Raw genomic sequence first — 11,879 nt, 5'->3', positions numbered from 1 at the left:
ATTGTCCCTTCCCGTCGACCCCACGGAACGGACCGGAAGTTCCCGGCGTCAGACTGGGAGGAGGTTTAGGGCAGGTGCCCGTCAACTCCGTTCGCACCATGCCTCATCATGGTGAACCGACCCAATACGGCTCCCGTCGTCCGAGGAGAACAACGACAGCGTGACCAAGCGCCACGGTTATGCCCTGCTCAGTGCGTTCGTCGCACTCGTCGTCGCCCTTTCCGTCACGATCCTCCTCAGGACGGCGTCCGGCGACAGCACCTCGGGTGCCACGGCCACGGGCCGGCGCCCCCACCACGGTTCCTCCGCCGCCCCCGCCTCCGCGGGCACCTGGGTCGGCTCCTGGGCCACCTCGCCCGTGGGCGCCGAGCCCGGCACCGAGACCACGGGCCTCGCGGGGCGTTCGGTGCGCAACGTCGTGCACGCGAACACCGGTGGCACGAGCGCCCGGATCACCCTGTCGAACCTGTACGGCCAGGCGCCCCTGACCATCACTCACACCACGCTGGCCCTCTCGGCCGGCCGGGGCACCGCCACCGCCCGTGCGGAAACGATGCGGCGCCTGACGTTCAACGGCGCCTACACGGTCACCATCCCGGCCGGGGGCCAGGCGGTCAGCGACGCCGTGCGGATCGTCGTACCGCACGACCAGGACGTGCTGGTCACCACCTACTCCCCCACGCCGTCCGGCCCGGTCACCATCCACCCGCACGCGCGGCAGATCTCGTTCGTCGCGGCCGGTGACCGCGCCGAGGAGTCGACGGGCGTCCCGTACGCGCAGCGGAGCACGTACTGGCGTTACCTGACCGCGCTCGACGTGCTCAGCAACGAGGCGGACGGCACGGTCGTCGCGTTCGGCGACTCCATAACCGACGGCCTCACCTCCACCATGGGCGAGAACCGCCGCTGGCCCGACATGCTCGCCTCCCGGCTGCGGTCCGCCGCCGGACGCGGCGCCGACGTGCCGCGCTACTCCGTGGTCAACGAGGGCATCAGCGGCAACCAGGTGCTCGCGGACGGCCTGGGCAGGCCCGCCGAGAACCCGAGCGGGCTGTCCCGCTTCGGCCGCGACGCGCTCTCCCGGCCGAACGTCAAGGTCGTCGTCATCGACCTCGGCATAAACGACGTCACGCACTCGCGGACGCCCGCCGACGGGGAGAAGATCATCGACGGCCTGCGCACCCTGGTCCGGCAGGCGCACGCACGCGGTCTGAAGGTCGTCGGCACCACCCTGACGCCCTTCGGCGGCTACTGGCGCTGGACGCAGCCCCTGGAGGCGATGCGCCAGCGGGTGAACGCGGAGATCCGCGCCGGCCGGGTGTACGACGCGGTGGTCGACTTCGACCTCGCCCTGCGGGACCCCGCGGACCCGCAGCGGATGCGCCCGGTGTACGACTCCGGCGACCATCTGCACCCCAGCGACCTCGGGTTCCGCAAGATGGCCGAGACCCTGGACCTGGGCCTGCTCAAGGGCGCGGGACAGGCGGAGCTGTAACCCCTCGCGGGGCGCGGAACGGGGGCCGGGGATACTGGCCCCCATGACCCGCTTGATCCTCGCCACCCGTAACGCCGGAAAGATCACCGAGCTGAGGGCCATCCTGGCCGACGCCGGGCTGCCGCACGAGCTGATCGGCGCCGACGCCTTCCCCGAGATCCCGGACGTCAAGGAGACCGGCGTCACCTTCGCGGAGAACGCCCTGCTCAAGGCGCACGCGCTGGCCCAGGCGACCGGGCTGCCCGCCGTCGCCGACGACTCCGGGCTCTGCGTCGACGTGCTGAACGGCGCCCCCGGCATCTTCTCCGCCCGCTGGGCCGGCCGTCACGGCGACGACCGCGCCAACCTCGACCTGCTGCTCGCCCAGCTCTCCGACATCGCGGACGAGCACCGGGGCGCCCACTTCGCCTGCGCCGCCGCCCTGGCGCTGCCGGACGGCACGGAGCGGGTGGTGGAGGGGAAGTTGCGCGGCACCCTGCGGCAGGCTCCGGCGGGTGCGGGCGGCTTCGGGTACGACCCGGTCCTCCAGCCGGAGGGCGAGAGCCGTACCTGCGCCGAGCTGTCCGCGGACGAGAAGAACGCGATCAGCCATCGCGGGAAGGCGTTCCGTGCCCTGGTCCCGGTGGTGCGGGAGCTGTTGGGCTGAACATCGGTGCGGCCGGAGGGACTCGAACCCTCACGGGAGTTACCCCACTGGGACCTAAACCCAGCGTGACTGCCAATTCCACCACGGCCGCCTGCTGCTGCCCGGCCATGCTAGCGGCCGGGCGGCGGCTTCAGATGCCCAGATCCTTGATGATCTTCGCCACGTGACCGGTGGCCTTCACGTTGTACAGGGCGCGCTCGACCTTGCCGTCCTCGTCCACGACGACCGTGGAGCGGATGACGCCGACGACGGTCTTGCCGTACAGCTTCTTCTCGCCGAAGGCGCCGTACGCCTCCAGGACCTTCTTGTCCGGGTCGGCGAGGAGGGTGACCTTCAGGTCCTCCTTCTCCCGGAACTTGGCCAGCTTCTCCGGCTTGTCCGGCGAGATGCCGATGACGTCGTACCCGGCACCGGCCAGCAGGGCGAGGTTGTCGGTGAAGTCGCACGCCTGCTTGGTGCAGCCGGGGGTAAGCGCCGCGGGGTAGAAGTACACGATGGTCTTGCGGCCCTTGTGGTCGGCCAGGGACACCTCGTTCCCGTCGGCGTCGGGCAGGGTGAAGGCGGGGGCCAGGTCCCCGGGCTCAAGTCGCTCGCTCATCCGGCCAGCCTAACCGGGCGCCCCTGCCGTGCGGTGTGGCGCGAAGCTGACAGACTGTTCGGAACAGCATCATGAGATTTCGGAGGCCGTACGGTGGCGGAGACGTCGGACACCAGAACACCGGCGCAGATCGAGGCGGACATCAAGCGCCGTCGTGAAGTGCTGGCCGAGACGCTCGACGAGATCGGGGTGCGGGTGCACCCGAAGACGATCGTCGGGGATGCCAAGGCGAAGGCCGTCGCCAATGTCGATCGGGTCTTCGGGCGGGCGTACGTCCAGGTCAATCGGGTGATGACCGAGGTACGGGACCAGTTCGTGGACGACGACGGCGCGCCCCGGATGGAGCGGGTCGTGCCCGCCGCGCTGATCGTGGCCGGAACGGTCGGACTGATCGTCGCGGGCACGCGCCGGCGCAAGCGCTGAGCGTCCTTCGACAGAGCGTGCCGGGTCGCCATGGCAGGGAGCCGTGGCGACCCGGAGGCGTGTCCGCGCCGCGCGGGCAGGTAGGTTCGACGGCGTGAGCGCCAACAGAGACGAGCAGAGCACCCCCCACCACGACAAGCTGCCCATCCGCATGCTGCACGACCGGGTGCTCGTGCGGCAGGAGACCGGTGAGGGCGAGCGCCGTTCGGGCGGCGGCATCCTGATCCCCGCGACCGCGGCGGTCGGGCGGCGGCTGGCCTGGGCCGCGGTCGTCGCGGTGGGGCAGAACGTACGGACCGTGGAGCCCGGCGACCGGGTCCTGTTCGACCCGGAGGACCTGGCCGAGGTCGAGGTGCGGGGCGTGGCCTACGTGCTGATGCGCGAGCGCGATCTGCACGCGGTGGCCGCGGACCGGTTCGAGGGGTCGGAGGACTCCACGGGGCTGTATCTCTGAACCTCCCAGGACAGGGAAGAAGGGGCCGACGACCGGTGGTCGTCGGCCCCTTCTCCGTGCGTGGTGCTACTGGCGCCGGGTCGTGGTCTGCGGTGCGACGAACCCGCCAGGCAGGCCGGCGGTGCCGGGGTCCGCGCCGCCGCCCGTGGCGTCACCACCGCCGCCCGGCTGTCCGCCGGGCAGGCCGCCGCCGGTGGCGCCGCCGTCCGTGGCCGGGCCGCCCGTGGTGCCGTCGGTGGTGGCGGCGCCGCCCGTGGTGGTCGGATCGGCCGGGGTGGTGCCCTGGGTCGGGGTGCCCGTGGTGCCGGCGTTGTCCTGACCGCCGTCGGCCGGGGTGGTGCCCTGGCTCGGGGTACCGGTGGCGCCGGCGTTCCCCTGGCCCGCGTCCGTGCCGGGCGAGGTCGAGGGCAGCGTGCTGGGCGCCACGACGTCGGCACCGGCCTGGAGCTCCAGGTCGAAGCCCGCGGCGGGCTTGCCGCGCAGTGCGTTGCGCGTGTACTGCGCCCAGATCTCGGTGGGCGGACCGCCACCGTTCATACGGGCCACGCCGAGGGCGCCGTACAGCGGCTTGTGCCTGGCGGTGACCGGGTCCTGGCCCATCACGGAGACGACCGTGGCGAGGTCGGGGGTGTAGCCCGCGAACCAGGCGGCGGTGTCCTCCTCGGCGGTGCCGGTCTTGCCCGCGGCGGGCCGGCCGGCGGCCTGCGCGGCCGTGGCGGTACCGCCCTCGACCACGCTCTTCAGCACGGAGGTGGTGGTGTCGGCGGCCTCGCGGCTGACGGCCTGCTTGGTCTGGCGGCCCGGCAGGTCGACCGGGACGTTGTCCTTGCTGATCTTCTCGATGATCGTGTACGTGCCGTGCCGGCCGTGGTTGGCGAGCGTGGCGTACGCCTCGGTCATCTCCAGCACGCTGGCGGTGGCGGTACCGAGCGCGATCGACGGGGACGGGTAGAGGTCAGGAGTGTCGGCCGGGACACCGAGGTCGATCGCGGTCTCCTTGACCTTGGCACCGGTGACGTCGGCGGCCATCTGCGCGTACACCGAGTTGACCGACAGGTCGGTGGCCTTGCGGATGGTGATCTTGCCGTACGACCTCTGGTCCTCGTTCTCCGGGGCGTAGGCGCCGCCGGTCCAGCCCTGCACGGCACGCTTGTTGGTGCCGTCGTAGTACGTGTTGGGCGTGATGCGCTGGCCGTCCTGGGTGCTGGAGGCGTTCTGCACCGCGGAGGTGAACACGAACGGCTTGAAGGTGGAGCCGACCTGGAAGTCACCGCGGGTCGCGCCGTTGGTGTACTGCTGCACGTAGTCGATGCCGCCGTACATCGCCACGATCTTGCCGGTCTTGGGGTCGATCGAGGCGCCGCCCGCGCGGACGTAGGTGTCGGCCTTGCGGTTCTTCTTGTCCAGCTTGGCGATGAGCTGGTCGTCGACGGCCTTGACGAAGGCGTCCTGCTTGGGCTTCTGGATGGTGGTCGTGATGCGGTAACCACCCGCGGTGAGCTGGTCCTTGGTCAGGATGTCGTGGCCGACGAGGTAGTCCTTGACGGCCTCGACGAGGTAACCGCGCTGCCCGGACATGCCGGTGGAGACGGTCTGCTCCTTCGGCATCGGGAACTTGATCCCGGTGCGCTCGGACTGGGCCAGCCAGCCCTTGGAGACCATGCCGTCCAGGACGTAGTTCCAGCGGCCGAGCGCGGCGCCCTTGTTCTCGGGGTGGGCGACGACGTCGTACTCGCTGGGCGCGTTGACCAGCGCGGCGAGGTAGGCGGCGCGGGCCGGGTCGAGGTCGATGGCGTCGCGGCCGTAGTACGCCTGGGCGGCGGCCTGGATGCCGTAGGCGTTGCGGCCGAAGTAGCTGGTGTTGAGGTAGCCCTCGAGGATCTCGTTCTTCGACTTCTCCCGGTCCAGCTTGATGGAGATGAAGAACTCCTTGGCCTTGCGGCTGACCGTCTGCTCCTGGGCCAGGTAGTAGTTCTTCACGTACTGCTGGGTGATGGTGGAGCCGGACTGCTTGCCCTTGCCGAGGGCCGTGTTCCAGCCCGCGCGGAGCATCGCCTTGGGGTCGACGGCGGACTCGGTGTAGAAGTCGCGGTCCTCGGCGGCCAGGATGGCGTGCTGGGCGCCCTTGGAGATCTGGGCGAGACCGACGTTCTCGCGGTTGATCTCGCCGTCGCGGGCGAGCTGGGAGCCGTCCGCGTAGAGGTAGACGGTGGCCTGCTTGGTGGCCAGGGCGTTGGCGGCGGGGATCTGCACCATGGAGTAGCCGAGGAACAGCAGGCCGATGATCACCATCGCGCCCAGCACGACGGTGCCGAGCACCATGCGCCAGGTGGGGAACATCCGCCGCCAGCCGGTGCGCTTGGGGCGCTTGGGCTTCTTGCCGCCGCCGTCGCCGCTGCCGCCGTCCCCGCTGCCGCTGCCGCTCGCCTGAGGAGTGGCGGTGGGCTCGGAGGGGGTGCGGGGCAGGACGGTGGTGGCCGCGGCGGCCGGGGTGGCGGTGGCCGGGGCCGGGGTCGGCTTGGGCGCGTCGCCGCTGCCGCCGGGCCGGGAAGTGTCGCCGGAACGGGGCGCGTTGACGCGCCGCAGCACCTGCGTGCTCTCCGCCGCCGGGGGCCGGTCGGCCTTGACGCGCCGGAGCACCTGGGTGCTCTCGGGCGCCTGCTCCGGCTTCCCGCCACCGACCGGGGGCTTGCCGCCGCCGACGGGAGAGTTGCCACCGCCGACGGGAGGCTTGCCACCGCCGACGGGAGGCTTGCCACCGCCGACGGCAGGGTTGCCACTGCCGACCAGGGGCTTGCCGCCGCCGACGGGAGAGTTGCCACCGCCGACGGGAGGCTTCCCGCCGCCGGCCGGAGGCTTGGCGGCCCCGGTCGGCGCCTTGACGCGCCGCAGCACCTGCGTGCTCTCGACCGCCGGGGTCTGCTCGGCACCGGACTTCCCGGCCGTGCGAGCGGCACCGGAGCCGCCCTGCGCCTGACCGCTCCGGTCGGCACGGGGCGTGGGCACGGCGGGTGCCTGTCCGCTCGTGGCCGGCTTCCCGGCGTCCTTCGCCGCCGGGGTGCCCTTGGCTCCGGCCGGGCCGTCGGCCTTCTTCGCCGGTGCGGCGTCGGGCTTCCCTCCCGTGGCCGAAGGCCCGGACGGGCGGGGGGTGTTGGGCGTGGCGGAGTCACGCGCGGGCGCGCTCTCCGGCGGCTTCCCGGCCTGCGCGGACTTGCGGTCGGCCGGACTCTTCGCCGGTTCCGCCTGCGGTCGCGCTGCTGCGGGCCCCTCAGCCGGCAGAGGTTCGTTCGGCGCCCCGCCCTCGTTCGGCTGCTGCGGCTGCGGCTCGTCGCTCATGTCGTGCACGGACTCCTGTTTCGTCGTACGTTCCCGTACGCCTCGTACGCCTTCTGCGCCCCCTGTTTGAAGACTCTCGCACCTGGCGAACCGTTCCCGGATTCCGGCACGCTTCGGTCACGGAAAACGCGTGGCCGTTCGCGGGGCCGGGGGCTAGGCTCCTGCGCTTCGGTGTCGAGCAGTCCTAGGAGGTGGACTCGCGTGGGCGCTGGACGGTTGTACGTGGCCGTCGCGGCAGGGGGATTCAGACGGTACGCGACCTACCGGGCCGCCACTGCGGCAGGGGTGTTCACCAACACCGTGTTCGGCCTCATCATCGTGTGCACCTACCGTGCCTTGTGGGACGCCAGGCCGCACTTGGGCGGATATGACCAGGCGCAGGCCGTGACCTACGTCTGGCTCGGGCAGGCCCTGCTGTCGACGCTGGCGATCGGCGGCGGCGGTGTCGAGGAAGAGTTGATGGAACGCATCCGTACGGGTGACGTCGCGGTCGACCTCTACCGGCCCGCCGATCTCCAACTGTGGTGGCTGGCGGCCGATCTGGGCCGGGCCTGCTTCCAGTTGCTGGGGCGCGGGGTGGTGCCGTTCCTCATCGGGATGCTCTGCTTCCCGGCGTACCTGCCCTCGGACGTCGGCACCTGGCTGGCCCTGCTGGTGACGGTGGCGCTGGCGATGCTGGTCGGCTTCGGCATCCGCTACCTGGTGGCGCTGAGCACGTTCTGGCTGCTGGACGGCTCGGGGGTGACCCGGATCGCCTGGCTGGCCGGGCACTTCTGTTCGGGGATGCTGCTGCCGCTGAACGTCTTTCCGGGCACGCTCGGCGAGGTGGTCCGGGCGCTGCCCTGGTCGGCGCTGCTCCAGGCCCCGGCGGACGTGCTGCTGGGCCGGGCGAATCCCCTGGCCACCTGGCTGTTCCAGGCCGCCTGGGCGGTGGCGCTGCTGGGCGCCGGGCGCCTGCTGCAGTCGGTGGCGACCCGGCGGGTGGTGGTCCAGGGTGGCTGAGCGGGGCCGGGTGCGGGAGGGGGTACGGGCGTACGGGCTGATCGCGGGGATGTGGGTGCGGTCCACGATGGCCTACCGGGTGTCGTTCGTGATGACCACGCTCGGGAACTTCGTGGCGACCTTCTTCGACTTCGTCGCCATCATGCTGATGTTCTCCCGCGTGGACTCCCTGGCGGGCTGGTCGCTGCCCGAGGTGGCGTTCCTCTACGGCCTGTCCGGGGTGGCGTTCGGGCTGGCGGACCTGCTGATCGGGTCGATGGACCGGCTCGGGCGCCGGGTGCGGGACGGCACGCTGGACACGCTGCTGGTGCGGCCGGCACCGGTGCTGGCGCAGGTCGCGGCGGACCGGTTCGCGCTTCGGAGGCTGGGCCGGGTGACGCAGGGGGCGCTGGTGCTGGGCTGGTCGCTGAGCCGGATCGAGGTGGACTGGACGGCGGCGAAGCTGCTGCTGATGCCGCTGATGATCGCGGGCGGCTGCGGGATCTTCTGCGCGGTGTTCGTGGCGGGCGCGGCCTTCCAGTTCCTGGCGCAGGACGCCTCGGAGGTGCAGAACGCCTTCACCTACGGCGGTACGACGCTGCTCCAGTACCCGCCGACGGTGTTCACCGCGGAACTGGTGCGCGGGGTGACCTTCGTGCTGCCGCTGGCCTTCGTCAACTGGGTGCCCGCCTCCTATGTGCTGGGGCGCCCGTATCCGCTGGGGCTGCCGGGGTGGACGGCGTTCGCCTCCCCGCTGGTGGCGCTGGCGTGCTGTGCGCTCGCGGGGCTGGCCTGGCGGGCGGGACTGCGTTCGTACCGGAGCACGGGGAGCTGAACTGATGGCGGACGGCGAGGGGTTCATCGCGCTGGAGAAGGTCGGCAAGGTCTTCGAGGTGCGCAGGAAGACGGGGTTCCTCAAGCGGGAGCGGCGCGAGGTGCGGGCGGTGGACTCGATCTCGTTCACCGTGGCGCGCGGTGAGATGGTCGGCTACATCGGGCCGAACGGCGCGGGCAAGTCGACCACGATCAAGATGCTGACCGGCATCCTCACCCCGACCTCGGGCCGGCTGCGGGTGGCCGGGATCGACCCCTCGCGGGAGCGGACGCGGCTGGCGCACCGGATCGGGGTGGTGTTCGGGCAGCGCACGACCCTGTGGTGGGACCTGCCGCTGATCGACTCCTACCGGCTGGCGCACCGCATGTACCGCATCCCGGACGCCCGTTACCGGGAGAACCTGGCGCGCTGCGTCGAACTGCTGGAGCTGGAAGACCTGTTGGACGTACCGGTGCGGCAGCTCTCGCTGGGCCAGCGGATGCGCGGCGACATCGCGGCGGCCCTGCTGCACGACCCGGAGGTGCTGTACCTGGACGAGCCGACGATCGGCCTGGACGTCGTCTCCAAGGCCAAGGTGCGGGGGTTCCTCAAGGAGCTGAACGCCGAGCGCGGCACGACGGTGCTGCTCACCACCCATGACCTCCAGGACATCGAGCAGTTGTGCTCGCGGGTGATGGTGATCGACCACGGGCACCTGGTGTACGACGGTTCGCTGACCGGGCTGCACGAGGCCGGGGACGGCGAGCGGACGCTGGTGGTGGACCTGGAGCGCGAACTCCCGCCGATCGAGGCGCCGTCGGCGCGGGTGGTGCGGGTGGAGGGGCCCCGGCAGTGGCTGGCGTTCCCTGCCGGGCAGTCGGCGGCTCCGCTGGTGGCGCACATCGCGGCCGGGTATCCGCTGGTGGACCTGTCGGTGCGCGAGCCCGACATCGAGGCGGTCATCGCGAAGATGTACGCGGAGAAGGCGGTCTCGTAGTCTGCTGTCATGAGCGACGACGCTGCCCCGGACCGCCGTTCCACCCCTCCCGTCCCCGACCTCCGGGCCTCGGACGCCGACCGCGAGCGGGTCGTCGAGATCCTGCGCGACGGGCTGGCCGAAGGCCGCCTGGACATGGCGGAGTTCGAGGAGCGGCTGGAGTCGGCGTACCAGGCGCGCACCTACGGCGAGCTGGCACCGCTGACCAGTGATCTCCCCGCGCCCGGCGTCTCGGCGCCTCCGGTCTCCTTCATCAAGCAGCCCGTGGAGGACGGGAGTTGGGCGTCCCGGATCGTCGGGGGCGAGGGCACGTCGACGGGTGCGGTGGCGGTGCTGTCCGGGTTCCAACGCAAGGGGCGCTGGACGATGCCGAAGAAGTTCACCTGCTTCGCCTTCATGGGCGGCGGCGAGATCGACCTGCGCGAGGCGTACTTCGCGGACCGCGAGGTCGAGATCAACTGCGTGGCCGTGATGGGCGGCCTGGAGGTGATCGTGCCGCCGGGGGTCGAGGTGGTGGTGCGCGGCATCGGCGTGATGGGCGGCTTCGAGCACCCCGACCGGGACGAGCCGGGCGAGCCGGGGGCGCCGCGCGTGATCATCAGCGGGTTCGCGTTCTGGGGCGGGGTCGGCGTGGAGCGCAAGCTCACGCGGGCCGAGCGGCAGCGGCTGAAGGAGCTGCGCCGCCAGGATCGGCTGGACCGCCGCGAGGCCCGTCACCAACTGCGGCATGCCCGCCGCGAGGACCGCGACGGGCACTGAAGCCCTACGGCGTGCAGACCTTGGTGAGTTCACCCGCCGCGCTGGTGACCGGGGTGATGTCCGGGGTGTTGTCGCCGTTCTTGATGGCGGTGCGGACGTTCGAGACGGCTGTGTTCAGGTCGTCGACCGCCTTGTTGACGTCGGCGTCGTCCGTCCGGTCGCCGATCTTGTCGAGGTTCTTCTCGATGGAGTCGAGGGAGGCGTCGGCCTGCGCCGGGTCGTTCGCGGCGTTCTCCACGGCCTGCTGGAGGTCGGTGACGCTGTCGGCGATGGAGTCCGCGGTCTGCACACAGTCCAGGGCCTTGCTCACGGCGTCGCAGCCGGACGTGAGCCCCACGGTGAGCGCGGCGGCCGCGACAGCGGCGATGGCGGTGATACGGCGTCGGCGGCGACTGGCGGCCATGCGGTGTTCCTCCCCTGGTACGGCTGGACGGGCGCGCGGTGATGAGCCGCGCGCCCGTACCGTCCAAGACGCCGTCCGACGGGGCGGGGTTGCCCGTACGGCCACCTGTTTTTGGGGTTTCCTTTACCCGGCCGCCGGAGCAGCCGGACCGCTCGGGCCTGCCGGGGCTACTCGGCTTACTCGGCGTACTCGTTCTACTCGGGCAGGGTGAGCGCGAGGGCGGCCCGCTGGAACTCGGTGAGTTCGGCGCAGCCGGCGACGCCCAGGTCGAGCAGGGCGTTCAGTTCCTCGCGGGTGAAGGGCTCGGCCTCGGCGGTGCCCTGGATCTCCACGAAGCGGCCGTCGCCGGTGCAGACCACGTTCATGTCGGTCTCGGCGCGCACGTCCTCCTCGTAGCAGAGGTCGAGCAGCGGGACGCCGTCCACGATGCCGACCGAGACGGCGCCGACGGTACCGGTGAGCGGCTGACGGTTGGCCTTGATCAGCTTCTTGCGCTGGGCCCAGGCGATCGCGTCGGCGAGGGCGACGTAGGCGCCGGTGATGGCGGCGGTGCGGGTGCCGCCGTCGGCCTGGAGGACGTCGCAGTCGAGCACGATGGTGTTCTCGCCGAGCGCCTTGTAGTCGATGACGGCGCGCAGCGAGCGGCCGATCAGGCGGGAGATCTCATGCGTGCGCCCGCCGATCTTGCCCCGGACGGACTCGCGGTCGCCGCGGGTGTTGGTGGAGCGGGGCAGCATGGAGTACTCGGCGGTGACCCAGCCCTCGCCGCTGCCCTTGCGCCAGCGGGGGACGCCTTCGGTGACGCTGGCGGTGCAGAACACCTTGGTGTCGCCGAAGGAGACGAGGACGGAGCCCTCGGCGTGCTTGCTCCAGCCGCGTTCGATGGTGACGGGGCGGAGCTGTTCGGGGGTGCGGCCGTCGATTCGAGACATGACGGTGAGCCTATCGGGAGTGACGCGAGGGGCTCCTCCCT

The 11,879-nt window shown here is 71.6% G+C and carries 12 protein-coding genes and 1 tRNA gene; 8 read left to right on the top strand and 5 right to left on the bottom strand.

Annotated features, from left to right (window positions below; all coding sequences use genetic code 11):
* Window positions 1-160: 160 nt before the first annotated feature.
* The gene (locus HEK131_RS04225) at window positions 161-1,495 is read left to right on the top strand and encodes an SGNH/GDSL hydrolase family protein (RefSeq protein WP_244333706.1); all 1,335 of its coding nucleotides are present in this window, start codon (window positions 161-163) and stop codon (window positions 1,493-1,495) included.
* Window positions 1,496-1,538: 43 nt separating this feature from the next.
* Window positions 1,539-2,141 (top strand): RdgB/HAM1 family non-canonical purine NTP pyrophosphatase, encoded by a 603-nt coding sequence (rdgB, locus tag HEK131_RS04220; protein WP_244333705.1) that lies wholly within the window; start codon window positions 1,539-1,541, stop codon window positions 2,139-2,141.
* Between the two features lie 7 nt (window positions 2,142-2,148).
* Here the strand turns inward: rdgB and HEK131_RS04215 are convergent.
* Window positions 2,149-2,232, bottom strand: a tRNA-Leu gene (locus tag HEK131_RS04215).
* A 39-nt stretch (window positions 2,233-2,271) separates the two neighbouring features.
* Window positions 2,272-2,739, bottom strand: coding sequence for a thioredoxin-dependent thiol peroxidase (gene bcp, locus HEK131_RS04210; protein WP_217463197.1), 468 nt, complete (start codon window positions 2,737-2,739; stop codon window positions 2,272-2,274).
* Between the two features lie 93 nt (window positions 2,740-2,832).
* Here bcp and HEK131_RS04205 point away from each other — a divergent pair, with 93 nt between their 5' ends.
* Together HEK131_RS04205 and HEK131_RS04200 are read left to right on the top strand one after the other, a co-directional pair.
* Window positions 2,833-3,162, top strand: a complete 330-nt coding sequence (locus tag HEK131_RS04205; protein ID WP_217463198.1) for a DUF3618 domain-containing protein — start codon at window positions 2,833-2,835, stop codon at window positions 3,160-3,162.
* A 151-nt stretch (window positions 3,163-3,313) separates the two neighbouring features.
* Complete coding sequence (locus tag HEK131_RS04200; protein ID WP_135788791.1) at window positions 3,314-3,616, top strand: GroES family chaperonin; 303 nt, start codon at window positions 3,314-3,316, stop codon at window positions 3,614-3,616.
* Window positions 3,617-3,682: 66 nt separating this feature from the next.
* On the opposite strand, the gene HEK131_RS04195 is transcribed toward HEK131_RS04200, so the two are convergent.
* On the bottom strand, window positions 3,683-6,082 hold the full coding sequence (locus HEK131_RS04195) for a transglycosylase domain-containing protein (protein ID WP_432215690.1): 2,400 nt from the start codon (window positions 6,080-6,082) through the stop codon (window positions 3,683-3,685).
* A 1,071-nt stretch (window positions 6,083-7,153) separates the two neighbouring features.
* Between HEK131_RS04195 and HEK131_RS04190 the strand changes: the two genes are divergently transcribed.
* The 4 genes from HEK131_RS04190 to HEK131_RS04175 are packed head-to-tail and all read left to right on the top strand — an operon-like array spanning window position 7,154 to window position 10,503.
* A complete protein-coding gene (locus tag HEK131_RS04190) occupies window positions 7,154-7,954 on the top strand; it encodes an ABC transporter permease (protein WP_217463200.1) in 801 nt (266 codons plus the stop codon).
* Between the two features lie 49 nt (window positions 7,955-8,003).
* On the top strand, window positions 8,004-8,768 hold the full coding sequence (locus HEK131_RS04185) for an ABC transporter permease (protein WP_217463231.1): 765 nt from the start codon (window positions 8,004-8,006) through the stop codon (window positions 8,766-8,768).
* 4 nt (window positions 8,769-8,772) lie between these two features.
* Entirely contained in the window at window positions 8,773-9,744 is a 972-nt protein-coding gene (locus tag HEK131_RS04180; protein WP_244333703.1) for an ABC transporter ATP-binding protein, read from the top strand.
* 9 nt (window positions 9,745-9,753) lie between these two features.
* Complete coding sequence (locus tag HEK131_RS04175) at window positions 9,754-10,503, top strand: DUF1707 SHOCT-like domain-containing protein (RefSeq protein ID WP_244333702.1); 750 nt, start codon at window positions 9,754-9,756, stop codon at window positions 10,501-10,503.
* 4 nt (window positions 10,504-10,507) lie between these two features.
* On the opposite strand, the gene HEK131_RS04170 is transcribed toward HEK131_RS04175, so the two are convergent.
* Both HEK131_RS04170 and rph read right to left on the bottom strand, forming a co-directional pair.
* Complete coding sequence (locus HEK131_RS04170; RefSeq protein WP_217463203.1) at window positions 10,508-10,906, bottom strand: hypothetical protein; 399 nt, start codon at window positions 10,904-10,906, stop codon at window positions 10,508-10,510.
* A 194-nt stretch (window positions 10,907-11,100) separates the two neighbouring features.
* Complete coding sequence (gene rph, locus HEK131_RS04165; protein ID WP_217463204.1) at window positions 11,101-11,838, bottom strand: ribonuclease PH; 738 nt, start codon at window positions 11,836-11,838, stop codon at window positions 11,101-11,103.
* Window positions 11,839-11,879 lie beyond the last annotated feature (41 nt).

Origin of the sequence: Streptomyces seoulensis (genome assembly GCF_022846655.1) — a bacterium.
GTDB lineage: Bacteria > Actinomycetota > Actinomycetes > Streptomycetales > Streptomycetaceae > Streptomyces.
This window is presented reverse-complemented; position numbering and strand designations above follow the sequence as displayed.